Origin of the sequence: Klebsiella sp. EMBS2024 (assembly GCF_036233805.1) — a bacterium.
In the GTDB taxonomy this organism is placed as follows: Bacteria; Pseudomonadota; Gammaproteobacteria; order Enterobacterales; family Enterobacteriaceae; genus Klebsiella; species Klebsiella pneumoniae.
Genome location: NZ_JAZARW010000001.1, coordinates 5018462 through 5036241 on the forward strand (window position 1 = coordinate 5018462; position 17780 = coordinate 5036241).

At 57.6% G+C, this 17780-nt stretch carries 22 protein-coding genes and 1 pseudogene; 13 read left to right on the plus strand and 10 right to left on the minus strand.

What is annotated here, in order from left to right; translation table 11 throughout:
- The 4 genes from ulaC (at window position 1) to VZP09_RS23080 (ending at window position 2682) form a co-directional block, all read left to right on the plus strand.
- Window positions 1–468, plus strand: coding sequence for a PTS ascorbate transporter subunit IIA (gene ulaC, locus VZP09_RS23065; protein ID WP_002885683.1), 468 nt, complete (start codon window positions 1–3; stop codon window positions 466–468).
- Window positions 469–481: 13 nt separating this feature from the next.
- The gene (gene ulaD, locus VZP09_RS23070) at window positions 482–1132 is read left to right on the plus strand and encodes a 3-keto-L-gulonate-6-phosphate decarboxylase UlaD (RefSeq protein WP_328795428.1); all 651 of its coding nucleotides are present in this window, start codon (window positions 482–484) and stop codon (window positions 1130–1132) included.
- Between the two features lie 9 nt (window positions 1133–1141).
- Window positions 1142–1996: an L-ribulose-5-phosphate 3-epimerase gene (locus VZP09_RS23075; RefSeq protein ID WP_004210671.1), complete on the plus strand. Its 855-nt coding sequence runs from the start codon at window positions 1142–1144 to the stop codon at window positions 1994–1996.
- The gene (locus VZP09_RS23080; RefSeq protein ID WP_002885687.1) at window positions 1996–2682 is read left to right on the plus strand and encodes an L-ribulose-5-phosphate 4-epimerase; all 687 of its coding nucleotides are present in this window, start codon (window positions 1996–1998) and stop codon (window positions 2680–2682) included. The genes VZP09_RS23075 and VZP09_RS23080 overlap by 1 nt, the downstream gene beginning before the upstream one ends.
- A gap of 63 nt (window positions 2683–2745) precedes the next feature.
- Here the strand turns inward: VZP09_RS23080 and VZP09_RS23085 are convergent, their stop codons facing one another.
- A complete protein-coding gene (locus VZP09_RS23085) occupies window positions 2746–3939 on the minus strand; it encodes an MFS transporter (protein ID WP_328795429.1) in 1194 nt (397 codons plus the stop codon).
- A 149-nt stretch (window positions 3940–4088) separates the two neighbouring features.
- Complete coding sequence (locus VZP09_RS23090; RefSeq protein WP_002885689.1) at window positions 4089–4364, minus strand: DUF1471 domain-containing protein; 276 nt, start codon at window positions 4362–4364, stop codon at window positions 4089–4091.
- A 340-nt stretch (window positions 4365–4704) separates the two neighbouring features.
- On the opposite strand from VZP09_RS23090, the gene rpsF reads away from it, so the two are divergent.
- The 4 genes from rpsF to rplI are packed head-to-tail and all read left to right on the plus strand — an operon-like array spanning window position 4705 to window position 6143.
- Window positions 4705–5100 carry a 30S ribosomal protein S6 gene (rpsF, locus tag VZP09_RS23095; protein ID WP_002885691.1) on the plus strand — a complete coding sequence of 132 codons (396 nt, stop codon included), beginning with the start codon at window positions 4705–4707 and terminating at the stop codon, window positions 5098–5100.
- A 5-nt stretch (window positions 5101–5105) separates the two neighbouring features.
- Complete coding sequence (priB, locus tag VZP09_RS23100) at window positions 5106–5420, plus strand: primosomal replication protein N (protein ID WP_002885722.1); 315 nt, start codon at window positions 5106–5108, stop codon at window positions 5418–5420.
- A gap of 4 nt (window positions 5421–5424) precedes the next feature.
- Window positions 5425–5652 (plus strand): 30S ribosomal protein S18, encoded by a 228-nt coding sequence (gene rpsR / locus VZP09_RS23105; protein ID WP_000135199.1) that lies wholly within the window; start codon window positions 5425–5427, stop codon window positions 5650–5652.
- A gap of 41 nt (window positions 5653–5693) precedes the next feature.
- Window positions 5694–6143, plus strand: a complete 450-nt coding sequence (rplI, locus tag VZP09_RS23110) for a 50S ribosomal protein L9 (RefSeq protein ID WP_002886682.1) — start codon at window positions 5694–5696, stop codon at window positions 6141–6143.
- A gap of 108 nt (window positions 6144–6251) precedes the next feature.
- On the opposite strand, the pseudogene VZP09_RS23115 reads toward rplI, so the two are convergent.
- Window positions 6252–6925: pseudogene (locus tag VZP09_RS23115) on the minus strand (LysM-like peptidoglycan-binding domain-containing protein).
- 218 nt (window positions 6926–7143) lie between these two features.
- Between VZP09_RS23115 and fklB the strand changes: the two are divergent.
- Together fklB and cycA are read left to right on the plus strand one after the other, a co-directional pair.
- Complete coding sequence (gene fklB, locus VZP09_RS23120) at window positions 7144–7764, plus strand: FKBP-type peptidyl-prolyl cis-trans isomerase (RefSeq protein ID WP_002886687.1); 621 nt, start codon at window positions 7144–7146, stop codon at window positions 7762–7764.
- A gap of 304 nt (window positions 7765–8068) precedes the next feature.
- A complete protein-coding gene (gene cycA, locus VZP09_RS23125) occupies window positions 8069–9472 on the plus strand; it encodes a D-serine/D-alanine/glycine transporter (RefSeq protein ID WP_002886688.1) in 1404 nt (467 codons plus the stop codon).
- 104 nt (window positions 9473–9576) lie between these two features.
- Here the strand turns inward: cycA and ytfE are convergent, their stop codons facing one another.
- The 4 genes from ytfE to VZP09_RS23145 all read right to left on the minus strand — a co-directional run bounded on the left by ytfE (window position 9577) and on the right by VZP09_RS23145 (window position 13119).
- The gene (gene ytfE, locus VZP09_RS23130; RefSeq protein WP_004152016.1) at window positions 9577–10239 is read right to left on the minus strand and encodes an iron-sulfur cluster repair protein YtfE; all 663 of its coding nucleotides are present in this window, start codon (window positions 10237–10239) and stop codon (window positions 9577–9579) included.
- A gap of 82 nt (window positions 10240–10321) precedes the next feature.
- Window positions 10322–11293, minus strand: coding sequence for a DMT family transporter (locus VZP09_RS23135; RefSeq protein ID WP_032439129.1), 972 nt, complete (start codon window positions 11291–11293; stop codon window positions 10322–10324).
- Between the two features lie 75 nt (window positions 11294–11368).
- Window positions 11369–12193, minus strand: a complete 825-nt coding sequence (locus VZP09_RS23140) for an AraC family transcriptional regulator (protein ID WP_002886699.1) — start codon at window positions 12191–12193, stop codon at window positions 11369–11371.
- 77 nt (window positions 12194–12270) lie between these two features.
- Window positions 12271–13119 carry an SDR family oxidoreductase gene (locus VZP09_RS23145; RefSeq protein ID WP_032439130.1) on the minus strand — a complete coding sequence of 283 codons (849 nt, stop codon included), beginning with the start codon at window positions 13117–13119 and terminating at the stop codon, window positions 12271–12273.
- Between the two features lie 89 nt (window positions 13120–13208).
- Here VZP09_RS23145 and VZP09_RS23150 point away from each other — a divergent pair, with 89 nt between their 5' ends.
- Window positions 13209–13580, plus strand: coding sequence for a winged helix-turn-helix transcriptional regulator (locus VZP09_RS23150; RefSeq protein ID WP_004152015.1), 372 nt, complete (start codon window positions 13209–13211; stop codon window positions 13578–13580).
- Between the two features lie 54 nt (window positions 13581–13634).
- Here VZP09_RS23150 and cpdB read toward each other — a convergent pair whose 3' ends face one another.
- The gene (cpdB, locus tag VZP09_RS23155) at window positions 13635–15578 is read right to left on the minus strand and encodes a 2',3'-cyclic-nucleotide 2'-phosphodiesterase (protein ID WP_004177678.1); all 1944 of its coding nucleotides are present in this window, start codon (window positions 15576–15578) and stop codon (window positions 13635–13637) included.
- Between the two features lie 191 nt (window positions 15579–15769).
- Between cpdB and cysQ the strand changes: the two genes are divergently transcribed.
- Entirely contained in the window at window positions 15770–16513 is a 744-nt protein-coding gene (gene cysQ / locus VZP09_RS23160; RefSeq protein ID WP_002886705.1) for a 3'(2'),5'-bisphosphate nucleotidase CysQ, read from the plus strand.
- Here the strand turns inward: cysQ and VZP09_RS23165 are convergent.
- Window positions 16503–17060 carry a YtfJ family protein gene (locus VZP09_RS23165; protein WP_002886706.1) on the minus strand — a complete coding sequence of 186 codons (558 nt, stop codon included), beginning with the start codon at window positions 17058–17060 and terminating at the stop codon, window positions 16503–16505. The genes cysQ and VZP09_RS23165 overlap by 11 nt on opposite strands.
- 323 nt (window positions 17061–17383) lie before the next feature.
- On the opposite strand from VZP09_RS23165, the gene VZP09_RS23170 reads away from it, so the two are divergent.
- Window positions 17384–17590, plus strand: a complete 207-nt coding sequence (locus tag VZP09_RS23170; RefSeq protein WP_002886707.1) for a DUF1107 domain-containing protein — start codon at window positions 17384–17386, stop codon at window positions 17588–17590.
- Between the two features lie 61 nt (window positions 17591–17651).
- Here the strand turns inward: VZP09_RS23170 and VZP09_RS23175 are convergent.
- Window positions 17652–17780, minus strand: a 129-nt coding sequence (locus VZP09_RS23175) for a helix-turn-helix domain-containing protein (protein ID WP_191820549.1), incomplete at its 5' end; no start/stop codon positions are given.

A 17780-nucleotide genomic window follows, 5' to 3' on the forward strand; every position in this document is an offset into this window, starting at 1 on the left:
ATGAAACTCCATGAATCACTGGCGCAGAATCACTCCATTCGCCTGCAGGCGGAAGCGGAAACCTGGCAGGAGGCGGTGAAAATCGGCGTCGATCTGCTGGTGGCCGCCGACGTGGTGGAACCGCGCTACTACCAGGCAATCCTCGACGGCGTCGCGCAGCACGGCCCCTATTTTGTGATCGCTCCGGGATTAGCCATGCCGCACGGGCGGCCGGAAGAGGGCGTCAAAAAAACCGGCTTTGCGCTGGTCACGCTAAAGAAACCGCTGATTTTCAACCACGAAGATAACGACCCGGTCGACATCCTGATCACCATGGCGGCGGTTGACGCCACCACCCACCAGGAAGTGGGCATCATGCAGATCGTTAACCTGTTTGATGACGAAGCCAATTTCGACCGTTTACGCGCCTGCCGCAGTGAGCAGGAAGTGCTGGATTTAATCAAAAACGCCACCGCGGCGGCTGTTTAAAAGGAACACTATCATGTCATTACCTATGTTACAGGTCGCCCTGGACAACCAAACGCTGGCCAGCGCTTATGAAACAACCCGTCTGATCGCCGAAGAGGTAGATATCATTGAAGTCGGCACTATCCTCTGCGTCGGTGAAGGTGTACGCGCGGTGCGCGATCTGAAAGCGCTGTATCCGCATAAAATCGTGCTGGCGGACGCCAAAATTGCCGATGCCGGCAAGATCCTGTCGCGGATGTGCTTCGAAGCCAACGCCGACTGGGTCACAGTGATCTGCTGCGCCGATATCAACACCGCCAAAGGGGCGCTGGACGTCGCCAAAGAGTTCAACGGCGATGTGCAAATTGAGCTGACCGGCTTCTGGACCTGGGAGCAGGCGCAGGCGTGGCGCGAGGCGGGTATTCAGCAGGTGGTCTATCACCGCAGCCGCGACGCGCAGGCGGCAGGCGTGGCGTGGAGTGAGGCGGATATCAGCGCGATTAAGCGTCTGTCTGATATGGGCTTCAAAGTGACCGTCACCGGCGGGCTGGCGCTGGAAGACCTGCCGCTGTTTGCCGGGATCCCTGTTCACGTCTTTATTGCCGGACGCAGCATCCGCGATGCCGCCTCGCCGGTGGAAGCGGCGCGCCAGTTNAAACGCTCTATCGCCCAGCTGTGGGGTTAAGGAGCGACTATGTTGGCGAAATCCATTCCGCTCGGCATCTATGAAAAAGCGCTCCCCGCCGGGGAGTGCTGGCTGGAGCGGCTAAAGCTTGCAAAAGCGCTGGGCTTTGATTTCGTTGAGATGTCTCTCGATGAAACTGACGCCCGCCTTGCGCGGCTGGACTGGAGCCCGGAGCAGCGTCTGGCGCTGGTCAAGGCGGTGGCTGAAACCGGCGTCCGGGTGCCGTCGATGTGCCTTAGCGCCCATCGCCGTTTTCCGCTGGGTAGTGAAGACGACGCGGTGCGGCATCAGGGGCTGGAAATTATGCGTAAAGCTATTCAGCTGGCGCAGGATGTGGGGATTCGGGTGATCCAGCTGGCAGGCTACGACGTCTATTACCAGCAGGCGAACGATGAGACGCGCCGCCGCTTTCGCGACGGCCTGAAACAGAGCGTCGAGATGGCCAGCCGAGCCCAGGTAACCCTGGCGATGGAGATCATGGACTACCCGCTGATGAACTCGATCAGTAAAGCGCTGGGCTATGCCCATTACCTGAATAATCCGTGGTTCCAGCTTTACCCGGATATCGGCAATCTGTCGGCGTGGGATAACGACGTCCAGATGGAGCTGAAGGCGGGGAGCGGGCATATCGTGGCGGTACACGTCAAAGACACGAAGCCCGGCGTCTTTAAAAACGTGCCGTTCGGCGAAGGGGTGGTCGATTTTGAACGCTGCTTCGAAACGCTCAAGCAGACCGGCTACTGCGGCCCGTACCTGATTGAGATGTGGAGCGAAACCAGCGCTGACCCGCTGGCGGAGGTGGCGAAGGCGCGTGACTGGGTGAAGGCGCGGATGGCCCGCGCGGGCCTGATGGAGGCGGCATAATGCAACAGCTGAAACAGCAGGTGTTCGAGGCCAATATGGATCTGCCGCGCTACGGCCTGGTGACCTTTACCTGGGGTAACGTTAGCGCCATTGATCGGCAGCGTGGGCTGGTGGTGATTAAGCCCAGCGGCATCGCCTACGAGTCAATGACCGTCGATGACATGTCGGTGGTTGATCTGCAGGGGCACGTGGTGGAAGGGCGCTGGCGTCCCTCCTCTGATACCGCCACCCATCTGGCGCTCTATCGCCGTTATCCCGACCTTGGCGGGGTGGTGCATACCCATTCGACGCACGCCACCGCCTGGGCGCAGGCGGGGCTGGCGATCCCGGCGCTCGGCACCACCCATGCGGACTACTTCTTCGGCGATATTCCCTGCACCCGGGCGCTTAGCGCACAGGAGGTGGACGAGGCCTACGAGCTGAACACCGGGCAGGTGATTATCGAAACGCTGGGTGAGGCCAATCCGCTGCATACCCCGGGGATCGTCGTCTATCAGCACGGGCCATTTGCCTGGGGCAAAGACGCCCACGAGGCGGTACACAACGCGGTGGTGATGGAAGAGGTGGCGCGCATGGCGTGGATTGCCCGCGGCATTAATCCGCAGTTGCAGCCCATCGATAGCTGGCTGATGAATAAGCATTTTCAGCGTAAGCATGGGCCAAACGCCTACTATGGGCAAAAGTAGATAGCGCGCTCCGGGGCTTTCACCCCTCACGGTGAAGCAACTGGTCTGGCCCCGGAGCCGTTTTTAATCCTGACGATAGGCCGACGGCATCACGCGCATGCCGATGAGCTTGACCACGCAAATTATCGCCCCGGCGTAAAACGTCGAGGCGGCGCCGAAGGTTTCCCACAGTACCCCCGCGCCGGTGCTGGCCAGCAGCAGAGCCAGGCCACTCATCAGATTAAACATACCGAACGCCGTGCCGCGTAGCTCCGGTGGCGCCGTATGGGCGACCATCGCCGCCAGCAGGCCCTGGGTCATTCCCATATGAATCCCCCACAGCGCGACGCCGATCAGCAGCGTGCTCCAGTGGCCGCTGAGCGCCAGCACGATATCGGCGAGGATCAGCACCAGCAGCCCCCACTGCAGCAGTTTGCTGTGGCTCATGCTGTCTGAGAGTTTACCGAACGGGTAAGCCGTGAGGCTGTAGACCAGGTTCATCGCCACCATCACCAGCGGGATGGTATAGAGCGGGATCTCCATCTGCTGGGCGCGCAGCACCAGAAAGGCTTCGCTGAAGCGGGCGAGGGTGAAAATGCTGCCGATCGCGACCACCCACCAGTAGGCGGCGGAGAGCTTTTTCAGGTTTTCGCGCTTCAGCGGATTNCTGCGTTTGTGCGCGATGGCGGATTTTGGCTCCTGTAGGCCGAATCCGAGCAGGAGAATGGAGAGCACGGCGGGAATGACCGCCACCCAGAAAATAGCGTGAAAATCGTTGGCCCAGATAAACATCAGCAGCACCGCCAGCAGCGGGCCGAGAAAGGCGCCGACGGTATCCAGCGCCTGGCGTAGTCCGTAGGCGGCGCCGCGGATCTCCGGCGGGGTGACATCGGCGACCAGCGCATCGCGCGGCGCGCCGCGAATACCTTTGCCTACGCGGTCAATCATGCGGGCGCTAAACACCACCCCGGCGGTAGGGGCGATGGCAAACAGCGGCTTACTGAGCGCGCCCAGGCCGTAGCCCAGCAGCGCCAGTCCTTTACGCTTGCCGACATAGTCGCTGATTGCGCCGGAGAAGACCTTCAGGATCAGGGCGGTGGCTTCCGCCAGTCCCTCGATAAGACCGATAATTATCACGCTGGCGCCGAGGGTAGTGGCCATAAACAGCGGTAAGAGGCTGTGGATCATCTCGGAGGAGACATCCATCAGCAGGCTGACGCCGCCGAGTACCCAAACGCCTTTGGGGATACGGCCTAAGATGGCGAAACGCGGAACCATCAATCACTCCTGATTATCAAATGGCGAGTGGCTGATTAAATCAGGTTGCGATGACGCTGGTAAGTCGGTTTGTAAAATAATTCTCAATTGCGTTTAGGCGCAGACCTCGCTTCGCCCCTCGCGAGGAGAGGCGAAGAATCGGGCAGGCGTTAGCGGTATATCACCGCGCTGGCGCGAAGCGGGCCGTTGGTTTCGGGTTCGTGCATCAGGATAGGCTGAAAGTATTTCGCCCCCTGCGCATCGCTCATCTGGCTAAGGGCCTGTTCGGCCTCGTGCTCAGTGGCCATATTGTGATTGATATAGATAACGCCGAGGCTCTGCACGTCGTCCATGTTGCGGGCCTGACGTTCGGTGATTTGGATAGCTGCCAGCGCGTTGGCGCTGAAGAAAAGCGCAGCCATCATGGCGATGATTTTCAGTTTCATATACTACGCTCCTGACTGACAGTCCTGACGCTGACTCGGGGCTCTCCTGTGATCGTTGGGCTTTGATAGAAGTGTAATCGCTGCGCGTTCATCGCATGGCGACCTTTTCTGATGCAGTTGTTCAAAAAAATGCCGCTTCCTTTATTGGTTAATTTTAAATCACCCACTTAGCCCAGCTTGGCGCTTAGTGCGAATTATTTGTGCAAATGCGCTTGTGTTCCTGAGGGGCCGCCATTAGAATGACGCGTCAATTTTTCAGCCGCCCTTTAACACGTTCCTTGCCTCCATGGGCCGCGGCTGACCCAGACAGGAGGCTGAATAATCCGTAAGGAGCAATTCGATGCGTCATTACGAAATCGTTTTTATGGTCCATCCTGACCAGAGCGAACAGGTTCCGGGCATGATCGAACGTTACACTGGTGCAATTACTGCAGCAGCAGGTACGATCCACCGTCTGGAAGACTGGGGCCGCCGTCAGCTGGCTTATCCGATCAACAAACTGCACAAAGCTCACTACGTTCTGATGAACGTTGAAGCGCCGCAGGAAGCGATCGATGAGCTGGAAACTAACTTCCGCTTCAACGACGCCGTTATCCGCAGCATGGTAATGCGTACTAAGCACGCTGTTACCGAAGCATCTCCGATGGTTAAAGCGAAAGACGAGCGCCGTGAGCGTCGCGAAGATTTCGCCAACGAAACCGCAGATGATTCTGAAGCTGGGGATTCTGAAGAGTAATCCTGATGACCAACCGTCTGGAGCTGTCCGGCATTATTTGCAGGACTCCACTTCGTAAGGTCAGCCCGTCAGGAATTCCTCACTGCCAGTTCGTGCTTGAGCATCGTTCAGTGCAGGAGGAAGCCGGTTTTCACCGGCAGGCATGGTGTCAAATGCCCGTTATTATTAGCGGTCACGAAAACCAGGCCATTACTCACAGTATAACGGTCGGTAGCGCAGTAACCGTTCGAGGGTTCATCTCTTGCCATAAGGCAAAGAACGGCTTGAGCAAAATGGTTCTGCATGCCGAGCAGATTGAATTGATAGATTCTGGAGACTAGCCATATGGCACGTTATTTCCGTCGTCGCAAGTTCTGCCGTTTCACCGCGGAAGGCGTTCAAGAGATCGACTATAAAGATATCGCTACGCTGAAAAACTACATCACCGAAAGCGGTAAGATTGTCCCGAGCCGTATCACCGGTACCCGTGCAAAATACCAGCGTCAGCTGGCTCGCGCTATCAAACGCGCTCGCTACCTGTCCCTGCTGCCGTACACTGATCGTCATCAGTAATCGGTCACGGTCCATTAATACGACTTTGAGAGGATAAGGTAATGCAAGTTATTCTGCTTGATAAAGTAGCAAACCTGGGTAGCCTGGGTGATCAGGTTAACGTTAAAGCGGGCTACGCTCGTAACTTCCTGGTCCCGCAGGGTAAAGCTGTTCCTGCTACCAAGAAAAACGTTGAATTCTTCGAAGCACGTCGTGCTGAACTGGAAGCCAAACTGGCTGACGTTCTGGCAGCAGCTGAAGCTCGTGCTGAGCAGATCAACGCCCTGGAATCCGTAACCATCGCGTCTAAAGCTGGCGACGAAGGTAAACTGTTCGGTTCCATCGGTACTCGCGACATCGCTGACGCTGTTACTGCAGCAGGCGTTAAAGTTGCTAAGAGCGAAGTTCGCCTGCCGAACGGCGTTCTGCGTAACGTTGGCGAGCACGAAGTGAACTTCCAGGTTCACAGCGAAGTATTCGCTAAAGTTATCATCAACGTGGTTGCTGAGTAATCGGCCTCTGACGTTCTGGTAACAACAAACCGCCGGCCTTGTGCCGGCGTTTTGCTTTTTAGCGCCTTTCATTTTGCGGCGGCGTAACGCTTGCTGTCGTCTTCTCTGCTATCGCGCACGCACAAAGCTGCCGTTCGACTGGCGGGTAAACAGCACCTGCTGGCCGTTGCCGGTATCGATAGTGAGCCCGGTGACCACGCCGTTGGCGTTCTGCCGAATCTGCACCGTCTGTCCGCTCTGCAAAGTACTTAGCGGCTTGCCAGCGCCTTCAACCTGCGCCATGGCGTAGACGTCAGTGGCCGGCAGCCCATGATCGCGGAACAGCTGCGCCAGGGTTTTGCCTGACTCGATGCGATAGGTCCGCCATTGCTGCTCAATACCCGGCGCGGACTGCTGTGATGAGGATTGATAAGGCTGGGTGGCGGCGGGCTGCTGCGTCTGCGCTTGATCCGGCTGCTCATCCTGAATCGGCTCCNNNCGACCGGCGCCATCTGATCGGCGTCGCTCACGGTAGGCGTATTAGTGATCGGCGGCAGCGGAACGGCCTGATTGCCGCCAGCTTGCGGCTGGGACTGCGACTGTAGATTCAGGTTCGCTTCACGGCTGGTGGACGCCGGGCTTTGGCTATCATCGGAGGGAAGCAGAATACCGATAATAACCAACAGGAAGCCAGCGATAATTCCCCGGCGGTGCATCGGAGGCAGCGGGTCCAGGAGGCGAAAATGATCCGGGGCGTGCCAGATTTTCGCCAGGGTAGATGTCAGTTCAAAGCGCCCGGGCATGGCTTTCCTCCTGCTCCGCATATTTATATCCTGCTCATGAGTATAGATGGCTAACGTCCTGATGACCGGAACAAAGTGAAGTTAACCTGCTGCCGCCTATTGTTTCTTTTTCGCTGAGATTTGTCATCATCCGCCGACAAAGTTTTACCCATTTCGCTATGGCTGTTATGCTTTCGCACGCTTTTATCTTGATGTTTATCACCCAAAAAGGAACAACGATGGCAACCCCAACTTTTGACACTATCGAAGCGCAGGCAAGTTACGGTATCGGCTTGCAGGTTGGACAACAGCTGAGCGAATCCGGCCTGCAGGGGCTGCTGCCGGAAGCGCTGGTGGCGGGTATCGCCGATGCGCTGGAAGGTAACCAGCCGCAGGTGCCGGTGGAAGCCGTTCACCGCGCGCTGCGTGAAATCCACGAGCGTGCTGACGCTGTGCGTCGCGAGCGTTTTCAGGCCATGGCCGCTGACGGCCAAAAATACCTTGATGAAAACCGCGAGAAAGAGGGTGTGAACAGCACCGAGTCTGGTCTGCAGTTCCGCGTACTGACCCAGGGCGAAGGCCCGATCCCGGCGCGTACTGACCGCGTTCGCGTGCACTACACTGGCAAACTGATCGACGGCACCGTCTTCGACAGCTCCGTTGCTCGCGGTGAACCGGCTGAATTCCCGGTGACCGGCGTGATCGGCGGCTGGATTGAAGCGCTGACTCTGATGCCGGTAGGTTCCAAATGGGAACTGACGATCCCGCACAACCTCGCCTACGGTGAGCGCGGCGCTGGCGCATCGATTCCTCCGTTCAGCACCCTGATCTTCGAAGTTGAACTGCTGGACATTATCTAAACAGCAGCGGCTTCCTCTTCCCCGCGGCAGGGGAAGCCATAAAAATAGCGTAAAATCCTTAAGTTAAAAATTAATTGGAATTATGTTTTGCATTCATCACGTATGGGTGTATTTTTGTGAGCTATTTCGCGTTAGATGAGTGATATAACACTCACTTTAAACATAAAATTAACATTATATCTAAATCATAGTATTCATCCCTCCGATTCTTACCTAATATCGACTAGCCCTTGCTGGGGTTAATGACAGACGACGGGCCATCAGAGCCTGAACAACACAGACAGGTACAACAGGAAGAAATCACATGGTAGATCAGGTTAAAGTCGCTGCTGTCGAGCAGGAGCCGACTGAACAATCGCTACGGCGAAATCTCACAAACCGACATATTCAGCTGATCGCGATTGGCGGAGCGATCGGCACCGGGTTATTTATGGGTTCTGGCAAAACCATCAGCCTTGCCGGACCATCCATTATCTTTGTTTATATGATTATCGGTTTTATGCTGTTTTTCGTGATGCGTGCCATGGGCGAATTACTGCTGTCGAACCTCGAATATAAATCCTTTAGCGACTTCGCGGCCGATCTGCTGGGGCCGTGGGCGGGCTACTTTACCGGCTGGACCTACTGGTTCTGCTGGGTAGTGACCGGGATGGCGGACGTTGTCGCCATCACCGCCTACGCGCAATTCTGGTTTCCCGGACTCTCCGACTGGGTCGCCTCGCTGGCGGTGATCCTGCTGCTGCTGGGCCTGAACCTGGCCACCGTCAAGATGTTTGGCGAAATGGAGTTCTGGTTCGCGATGATCAAAATTGTCGCCATCGTGGCGCTGATCGTCGTCGGCCTGGTAATGGTGATGATGCATTTCAAATCGCCGACCGGGGTCGAAGCCTCTTTCGCCCACCTGTGGAATGACGGCGGCTGGTTCCCGAAAGGGCTGAGCGGCTTCTTCGCCGGCTTCCAGATTGCGGTGTTTGCCTTCGTGGGGATTGAGCTGGTGGGTACCACCGCCGCCGAAACCAAAGACCCGGAAAAGTCCCTGCCGCGAGCGATTAACTCCATCCCGCTGCGTATCATTATGTTCTACGTCTTCGCGCTGATTGTGATTATGTCGGTGACGCCGTGGAGCTCCGTGGTGCCGAGCAAGAGCCCGTTCGTTGAGCTGTTCGTGCTGGTTGGTCTGCCGGCGGCGGCGAGCCTGATCAACTTCGTGGTGCTGACCTCCGCGGCCTCCTCGGCCAACAGCGGCGTGTTCTCTACCAGCCGTATGCTGTTCGGTCTGGCGCAGGATGGTCAGGCGCCGAAGATGTTCGCCAAGCTGTCGAAGCGTGCGGTGCCGGCGAAGGGCTTAACCTTCTCCTGCATGTGTCTGCTGGGCGGGGTGGTGATGCTGATGGTCAACCCGAGCGTGATTGCCGCCTTCACCATGATCACCACGGTGTCGGCGATCCTGTTTATGTTCGTCTGGACCATCATCCTTTGCTCTTACCTGGCGTATCGTAAAAACCGCCCTCAGCTGCATGAGAAGTCAAGCTACAAGATGCCGCTGGGTAAAGTCATGTGCTGGGTGTGCATGGCCTTCTTCGTCTTTGTACTGGTGCTGTTGACCCTGGAAGACGATACCCGTGAAGCGCTGATGGTCACCCCGCTGTGGTTTGTGCTGCTGGGCGCGGGCTGGCTGTTTGCCGGCAAAAAACGGCTGGCGAAATAAACGAAAATTTTAACGTTGCTTGCAACGGCCCGTCATAAAAAAGGCCACCCGGAGTGGCCAAATAAGACGGACAATGTCGAGGGCGCCCGCGGGCGCCTTTTTCTTTACTTTCCGCCGAGGGCGCGCGGGAACAGCACATTATTTTCCAGGCTGATGTGTTCCATCAGATCGTCGATCATCTCGTTGATACCGTTATACATCGCCTTCCAGGTGGTACAGGCTTCCGGCGGCGGCGTCACGTTGTGGGTGATGTGCTTAATGACTTCCAGCAGTTCACCCGCTTCATCATGCTCGCTTTCCATCACGCTGATCGGCCCCCCGGCCTGGGCGCCCATTCCCTGTTTGATCATCGGGAACAGGATCTGCTCCTCTTTCATCATGTGGCTGGAAAGCTCCTGATGCAGCATGGTCAGGTACTTAGTCAGTCCTTTCGGTACGTTCGGTTTATCGGCATGGACGCGTTCAACCTTGGTGGCCTGCAGGATCAGCTCCGGCAGCTGTTCACGGTGCCGGTCGTGATAGCGAACGATGATATGGTCGATAATCTCCGCGAGGGGCGCCGCGCGCCAGTCGCGGGAGAGAGGCTGTTCGGCCAGTTTCGCCAGCTCGGCTTCAATCACCGCGACATCCAGCGCTTTGCGCGACGCGGCGCGCGCCAGGGTCTGTTTGCCGCCGCAGCAGTAATCCATATCGTATTGACGGAACAGGGCGGAGGCGCGCGGGATGGTCAGCGCCAGCTCGCCTAAAGGTTGGTCACGGAAAGCCATAGCAGTTACCTCGTCATCAGGAATATAAGATGTATTTTAAATGCATCTTTTTGGCGAGGGAATACCCCTTAAGGAGGCGAGGCTACTTTTTTTCGTCCGCCAGCGGCTGCAGCATCGGTTTTTCCGGTCTGGCGCGTACGGCGGAGACCACGCCGAGCACCAGCAGCAGGATCCCGCTCAGGGTCAGCAGCGGCGGTAAACTTTGCCGCAGCAGGAAGGTATACAGCAGTCCGGCCAGGGTTTCGAAGACGATAAGCGGGCCGAGGATCACCGTCGGCAGCCGCTGGCTGGCAATATTCCAGCATAGCGCGCCGACCCATGAGCAGAGCACCGCGATGGCCAGCATCAGCATAATAAACACCGCCGGACGCGGGCCGAAGGGCAGGGGAAACCCGGCCTGCTGACCGTGCAGCCAGGCGCAGGCGGCGAGATAGCCGGCCAGCGAAACCGGAAGCGTCACCAGCGCCTGAGCGGTAGCCCATATCATTGGCGGTTGATGCGGGTTCTCCCGCAGCCAGCGGGCGTTGCGCAGGGCATACCAGGCCCAGCAGACCACCGATCCCAGCGCCAGCGCAATGCCGGAGCCGTAGCGCCACGGGCTAAAATTCGGCAGCCCCTGACGCAGCTCCGCGACGTTAACGCAGATCAGGCCCACAGCGATGCAGATCAGCGCCGGAAACAGGCGCCGCCACGGCAGCTTCCCGTCGCGCTGGCTGTAGAGCAGATTGGCGAACACCGGCAGTACCACCGGCAGCGTGCCGATAATCATGGTGGAAACCGGCGCCCCGGTGCGCTGAATGGCGCTGGCCAGGCAGACGTAATAGATAAGGTTCCCCATCATTGTCAGGCCCAGCGCGGTCCACCAGTCGTGCCGGCTCAACTGGCGCAGTCGCGCGCGCCCGAGCCACGCCAGCGGCAGGGCGATCAGGCCCAGCGCCAGATAGCGTCCCATCGACTGCAGCATCGCCGGATACTCTGGCACCAGCAAAGGCCCGACGAAAATTAAACCCCACATCAGCCCCGCCAGCAGGGCGTATAACACACCACTAATCATCATTGCATCCGTTGTCATTATCGTTGTCTGCAGTGTAGAAGGGGGTCGGGCAGGAATATTGTATGAGATTGCGCATTAGCGCCTGGCGACCTGCTTCTGATAGCGCACCGGCGTAATGCCGTAACGCTGGGTGAAGGCGCGGGTCAGGTGGGACTGGTCGGTGAGGCCGACGGCTATCGCCACTTCGGCGGCGGGCATGCCGTGGGTGAGGAACGCTTTGGCGCGCCACAGACGGATGGCCATCAGCATCTGATGGGGCGTTACGTGATAGTGGGCTTTAAACTGGCGCTGAAAGTGGTACGGGCTCAGCGCCGCCACCTGCGCCAGCTCGTCGAGGGTGATGGGACGCATATAGTTATCGTGCAGGTAGTCGCGCACGCGGTCAAAGCGATGCCCGGCCTCACCTTGCGCAGAGGCATGGTGGGCCAGAGGGCGGAAGGCGTCGATGAGGTCGAGCAGCAGTCCCTGCTGGGCCAGCGGATCGTCGCTATGCCACAGGCCATAAATCAGCTGGCCAATTTGTCGGGAACGCAGGGGATCCTCGCGGACCACCTCGCTGAACCACCAGTCTCGCACCCCGGTGATGGCTTCAAGACGGTCCGGCTCCAGATAAATCATCCGGTAGCGCCAGCCGTCGGCGGTTTCCGCTTCGCCGGTGTGCAGCTCGTCGGGATTCATGGTGACAATGGAGTTTGCGGCGGCAATATGCTGACTGCCGCGGTAGCGAAAGCGCTCCGCGCCTTGCTCAATCACGCCGATGCCGAAGGCTTCGTGGGTATGGGGTTCAAAGGCGTAGCGGGATATATGGGCGTGGTAAAGCTCCACCCCGGGCAGCTGTTCGAGATGGCGAAAGCGCGCGCGGTCTTTTTCATCACTAAATTGGAGTGGTACGCCCTGCATGCCTGCCTCCCGACGGTTATCCCTTCAATATGGGAGAGGAACCGCCGGGACGCAACCGCAAAAGCTGAGAGGGGCGGTTACAGAATGCCTTTCACGCTTTCAGCAAGGGAGGTGGTCGGGCGGCCGATCAGCGTACTCAGGGTGCGGCTGTCGTCAAACAGTCCGCCTTTCGACGCGCCGACATCGGAATCCGCCAGCATATCGGCAAGCCCGGCCGGCAGGCCGACGCTTTTCAGCGCGGCGGCGAAATCGGCTTCGCTGAGGTTCTGGTAGACCACGTTTTTCCCGCTTTGCTTGCTCAGCTCGGCAGCCAGGTCGCTCAGCGTCCAGGCGTTATCACCCGCCAGTTCGTAAATTTTGCCTTCATGACCCTCACTGGCGATAACGCGGGCGGCAGCGGCGGCATAATCCGCGCGGGTGGCGGAGGCGATTTTACCCTCGCCGGCGGCGCCGATAAACACGCCATGCTCCAGCGCCGGCGGCGCGCTGGCCAGATAGTTTTCGGTATACCAGCCGTTACGCAGCAGGGCGTAAGCGATACCAGAGTCGGCCAGCATCTGCTCGGTTTCGATATGCTCTGCGGCCAGACCCAGCGGCGAAGTGTCGGCATGCAGCAGGCTGGTATAGGCGATGAATTTTACCCCGGCGGCTTTGGCGGCGTTAATGACGTTGCGGTGCTGTACAGCACGCTGGCCGACTTCGCTGGAGGAGATTAACAGCAGTTTATCCACGCCCTGCAGCGCGGCGGTCAGCGCCGCTTCGTCGCTGTAGTCGGCCTGGCGGACAACCACGCCCTGCTGGCTGAGCGCCTGGGCTTTGGCCGGGTTGCGGGCAATCGCCACAATCTGGCTGGCAGGGACGGTGTTAAGCAGGTCTTGCAGAACGTAGTGGCCAAGCTGGCCGGTGGCACCGGTAAGAGCGATCATGGGTCTTCTCCTTCGTATTTATTGGCAGTTGTGGTAAGCTACCACCTTAACTAACTTTTAGTAAGTACGTACAAAAAGGTAAGTGTGAAATGGCCGAACCGACGCTGAGCGAGAAATTGCGCACCGGCAATTTGTTTGCGGAACAGTGCCCGTCGCGCGATGTGCTTAAACATGTCACCAGCCGCTGGGGCGTGTTGATTCTGGTGGCGCTGCGCGAGGGAACCCACCGTTTCAGCGATCTGCGCCGTAAGATGGGCGGGGTCAGCGAAAAGATGCTGGCGCAGTCGCTGCAGGCGCTGGAGCAGGATGGTTTTATCGACCGCGTCTCTTATCCGGTGGTGCCCCCGCACGTTGAATATAGCCTGACGCCGCTCGGCCTGCAGGTGAGCGAGAAGGTGGCCGCCCTGGCGGACTGGATCGAGGTTAATCTGCCCTCGGTGCTGGCTAACCACGGGGAGTGAAAATGTATCACTCCCTGTAGCCCCGGTAAGCGCAGCGCCGCCGGGGAACAGGCATTACTTGCTCAAATCCAGCTGATAAATGGCGAAGCCGATATCATCGGTGGCCACCTGGCGCATTGGATACTGCGCTTTCTCTTTGATAAACGCCGCGGCTTTGTCGCCAGGCGAGGTCTCAAAACGAATATCCAACGGCGTGTTGCTGTGGATCGGCGCCAGACGCCAGTTGTTATCCGCCGCCGGATGGATCGCGCCTTCCTTCTTCGATTGCGCGCCAATCCATGCCGCCAGCACCGAACGGTTTTCATCCGGTGAGGCGAAGGCGATATGGCTCTCACCGGTGCCGGCGAATTTGCCGCCGTAAGCGCGATAGTTATTGGTCGCGACCAGGAAAGTAGCCTGCGGATCAACCGGTTTTCCATTGAAGGTCAGGTGCTTAATACGCTCTGCCTGCGGATGGATCATCTGACATTCGCCGTCGTAGCGGGCCGGCTGAGTGACGTCGATCTGGTAGTTCACCCCGTCAATGACGTCGAAGTTGTAGGTGCGGAAGCCGTCCCAGTTGATCAGCGACTGCGGCTTGCTGCTGGCGGGATCGATCTGGTTAAACTGTCCGGCAGAGCATTCCAGCCACTCCTTAACCTCTTTCCCGCTGACCTTCATCACCACCAGGGTGTTGGGGTAGAGATAGAGGTCGGCGGCATTGCGGAAGGTGAGCTGGCCTTTCTCCACTTCGACAAAGCTCGCCGGATCGTTTTTACGCCCGCCGACTTTAAACGGCGCGGCGGCGGAGAGCACCGGCAGCTTCGCCAGATCCGGGTCGCCCTGAATATAGTGTTCGACGTAGGCTTTCTGCGCCATGTTGACCACCTGCACCGTCGGGTCGTCCTGCACCAGCGCCAGATAGCTGTACATGTTGTCGGCGGACTTGCCGATCGGCTTGCTGACGAATTCGCGAGTGGCGTCATGATCGGCTTTCAGCACCGCCACCAGCTTGCCATCTTCGGCCGCCAGTGATTTCTTCGCCACCGCGTCATAGATTGGCCGCGCTTCCGCTTTACTCTGAGTTACCTGCCATTTACCGCTGTCGTTATTTAGCACCAGATCGACCACCCCGAGATGATCGCCCCACATTCCCGGCATCACCGCCGGTACGCCGTTCAGCGTCCCTTTGGCGATATCCGCGCCTTTGATGTTGGCGAAGTCTTTACCCGGGAACACCGCGTGGGCATGGCCGAACATAATGGCGTCCACGCCGGGCACCTGGCTTAAGTAGTAAACCGAATTCTCGGCCATCGCCTGATACGGGTCGGCGGAGAGGCCGGAGTGAGCGACCACTACCACCACATCAGCCCCTTTCGCCCGCATCTCCGGGATATATTTGCGCGCGGTTTCGGTAATGTCATTGACCGTCACCTTGCCGTTAAGATTGGCTTTATCCCAGGTCATGATCTGCGGCGGCACAAAGCCGATATAGCCGATGCGCAGGGTGTGGATTTGACCGTCGCTGTCCACGACCCGGGTATCCTGGATCAGGTACGGCGTAAACATCGGTTTGCCGGTTTTGGCATCGATGATATTGGCGTTCACGTAGGGGAACTTCGCCCCGGCCAGCGCCTTGTGCAGGAAGTCGAGACCGTAATTGAACTCATGGTTGCCCAGGTTGCCGACGGCGTAATTCAGGGTGTTCATCGCCTTATATACCGGATGTACATCGCCCTCTTTGAGCCCTTTTGCCGCCATATAGTCGCCTAACGGGCTCCCCTGGATCACATCCCCGTTATCCACCAGCACGCTGTTTTTAACTTCTGCTCGCGCCTGTTCGATCAGGGTGGCGGTACGCACCAGGCCGAATTTCTCCGTGGCGGCATCTTTGTAATAGTCGAAGTCCATCATATTGCTGTGCAGATCGGTGGTTTCCATGATCCGCAGGTCGACCGTCGCGGCGTTGACGCTGGCGGCGATCAGCGTGGCCAGGAGCGTTGCGCTAAACTTAATCATCAGAGGCGTCCTTTTTTATGAGCGATAGCACAGAAGAAAATGTATTTATATTCTGTTGCTTACAGAAATGTGAATCTTGCCAGAAAAGCGGGCAGAGAAACCGCCATCGTTATCACAGATAGCGGAACTCGCGGTGATGCGATATAAATAAAACAACGAGTTAACGCCACTGTAACCAGACGAGGTGGAGAATGTTAGAACAAGTATGTCAGCTTGCACGGAATGCGGGCGATGCCATCATGGAAGTCTACGATGGAAACCAGCCGATCAACGTCGCCAGCAAGAAAGATGATTCTCCGGTCACGGCGGCGGATATCGCAGCGCATAAAGTCATTGTCAGCGGCCTGCAGGCGCTGGATCCGGATACCCCGATCCTCTCCGAAGAGGACCCGCCGTCCTGGGAAGTGCGCCAGCACTGGCAGCGCTACTGGTTGGTCGACCCGCTGGACGGCACCAAAGAGTTTATTAAGCGTAACGGCGAATTCACCGTCAATATCGCGCTGATTGAAAACGGCAAGCCGACGCTGGGCGTTGTCTATGCGCCGGTGATGAAGGTGATGTACAGCGCGCAAAATGGCAAAGCCTGGAAAGAAGAGTGCGGCGTACGCAAGCAGATCCAGGTCCGCGATGCCCGTCCGCCGCTGGTGGTGATTAGCCGCTCCCACAGCAACGATCCGGAGCTGCAGGAGTACCTTGAGCAACTGGGCGAACACCAGACCACCTCAATCGGTTCGTCGCTGAAATTCTGCCTGGTGGCGGAAGGTCAGGCCCAGCTCTATCCGCGCTTCGGGCCGACCAGCACCTGGGACACTGCCGCCGGCCATGCGGTCGCGGTGGCCGCCGGGGCGCATGTTCACGACTGGCAGGGGAAAACCCTCGACTACACGCCGCGTGAATCCTTCCTTAACCCCGGCTTCCGGGTCTCTATTTATTAAGCAATTTATGCAGCAGGTCGATCACCTGCTGCACCTCTTGTTGGGTGAGGGCGCCGTCTTTAGCCCACTGCACACGCCCGTTCTTATCCAGTACCACGATCGCTGAGCTCTTCTCGTCCAGCTGCCAGGCCTTCCGCACCAGGCCGTTGCTGTCGACGATAAATTGCGACCATGGGAAGAGCTTTTTATTACTTTCAATGCTGTTGCGTACAAACATCCCGGTGCCCGGGATGGCGTCGTCAGTGTTTACAATGGTGGTGGTCTGATAGCGATCGTGCGGGAAGCCCGCCGCTTTAATCGCCTCGATCAGGTTGGCATTCTTCTCTTTTGCTGACGAGCGTCCGGCGATGTGCTGGACCACGCGCACTTTTCCCGCCAGCTGGGCGCTATTCCAGTTTTTATAGCTAAACTTATCCTTATCCAGAATAAGCTCTCCCCGATCCGCGACGCCAACGGGCGCCACGCGCTGGCCGTCGACGAAGTTATGCGCTGTGGCCAGCAGCGGGAGAAGCAGTAACGAGGCGGCCAGTATGCTACGTAGGGTCATGCGCAATCCTTAATCATTTTTATGCAGGTGATCCGACCACTTGGTCTCGTTTAATCATAAGTGCGATTGACGGTGATTACCCGCAATGAGGATGCCAGTTTGCGTGTTGACGCACAAATTAGTCGTAAAACGGCGACTTATACTTACTTCATCGTATGTCTGAAACGAAAATTCTGAATTATTGTCATCAAAGGGTAAATAAACTTATACATACTGGGTCCCTCTGAGATTCTGGACTATAGTTTTAGGGCATTAAAATTTGCGCTCCCAAGACGTGGGCTAACTGTGGCACCACAAGAGCGTAACCCTGGCAGGAGAGAAGAATGAAAATTTTCCAACGCTACAATCCGCTGCAAGTGGCGAAGTACGTGAAGATCCTGTTTCGTGGACGGTTGTACATCAAGGACGTTGGCGCATTTGAATTTGATAAGGGCAAAATCCTTATCCCGAAGGTCAAGGACAAGCTGCATCTGTCAGTGATGTCCGAAGTCAATCGTCAGGTGTTGCGTCTGCAAACTGAGATGGCATAACCTGGCACGTAGCAGTACGTAGTAGGTAAAAGACGGCTCCCGATGGGAGCCGTTGATGTTTTTAGCCCTTCATTTCCGCATAGCGTTTGCGATATTCGCCCGGTGGGATGCCGTTATGTTTACGAAACAAGCGGGTGAAATAGACCGGATCGCTGTAGCCCACCGATAAAGCAATTTTGTTAAGTGGGAG

What these genes read in the sequence shown, in the direction of transcription:
- cycA (WP_002886688.1), top strand. Translation starts at nt 8,069, where the DNA reads ATGGTAGATCAGGTTAAAGTCGCTGCTGTCGAGCAGGAGCCGACTGAA.
- ulaC (WP_002885683.1), top strand. Translation starts at nt 1, where the DNA reads ATGAAACTCCATGAATCACTGGCGCAGAATCACTCCATTCGCCTGCAG.
- VZP09_RS23145 (WP_032439130.1), bottom strand. Translation starts at nt 13,119, where the DNA reads ATGATCGCTCTTACCGGTGCCACCGGCCAGCTTGGCCACTACGTTCTG.
- VZP09_RS23080 (WP_002885687.1), top strand. Translation starts at nt 1,996, where the DNA reads ATGCAACAGCTGAAACAGCAGGTGTTCGAGGCCAATATGGATCTGCCG.
- rplI (WP_002886682.1), top strand. Translation starts at nt 5,694, where the DNA reads ATGCAAGTTATTCTGCTTGATAAAGTAGCAAACCTGGGTAGCCTGGGT.
- VZP09_RS23150 (WP_004152015.1), top strand. Translation starts at nt 13,209, where the DNA reads ATGGCCGAACCGACGCTGAGCGAGAAATTGCGCACCGGCAATTTGTTT.
- rpsR (WP_000135199.1), top strand. Translation starts at nt 5,425, where the DNA reads ATGGCACGTTATTTCCGTCGTCGCAAGTTCTGCCGTTTCACCGCGGAA.
- VZP09_RS23090 (WP_002885689.1), bottom strand. Translation starts at nt 4,364, where the DNA reads ATGAAACTGAAAATCATCGCCATGATGGCTGCGCTTTTCTTCAGCGCC.
- ytfE (WP_004152016.1), bottom strand. Translation starts at nt 10,239, where the DNA reads ATGGCTTTCCGTGACCAACCTTTAGGCGAGCTGGCGCTGACCATCCCG.
- cpdB (WP_004177678.1), bottom strand. Translation starts at nt 15,578, where the DNA reads ATGATTAAGTTTAGCGCAACGCTCCTGGCCACGCTGATCGCCGCCAGC.
- VZP09_RS23135 (WP_032439129.1), bottom strand. Translation starts at nt 11,293, where the DNA reads ATGATTAGTGGTGTGTTATACGCCCTGCTGGCGGGGCTGATGTGGGGT.
- VZP09_RS23140 (WP_002886699.1), bottom strand. Translation starts at nt 12,193, where the DNA reads ATGCAGGGCGTACCACTCCAATTTAGTGATGAAAAAGACCGCGCGCGC.
- VZP09_RS23075 (WP_004210671.1), top strand. Translation starts at nt 1,142, where the DNA reads ATGTTGGCGAAATCCATTCCGCTCGGCATCTATGAAAAAGCGCTCCCC.
- VZP09_RS23165 (WP_002886706.1), bottom strand. Translation starts at nt 17,060, where the DNA reads ATGACCCTACGTAGCATACTGGCCGCCTCGTTACTGCTTCTCCCGCTG.
- cysQ (WP_002886705.1), top strand. Translation starts at nt 15,770, where the DNA reads ATGTTAGAACAAGTATGTCAGCTTGCACGGAATGCGGGCGATGCCATC.
- priB (WP_002885722.1), top strand. Translation starts at nt 5,106, where the DNA reads ATGACCAACCGTCTGGAGCTGTCCGGCATTATTTGCAGGACTCCACTT.
- rpsF (WP_002885691.1), top strand. Translation starts at nt 4,705, where the DNA reads ATGCGTCATTACGAAATCGTTTTTATGGTCCATCCTGACCAGAGCGAA.
- VZP09_RS23170 (WP_002886707.1), top strand. Translation starts at nt 17,384, where the DNA reads ATGAAAATTTTCCAACGCTACAATCCGCTGCAAGTGGCGAAGTACGTG.
- fklB (WP_002886687.1), top strand. Translation starts at nt 7,144, where the DNA reads ATGGCAACCCCAACTTTTGACACTATCGAAGCGCAGGCAAGTTACGGT.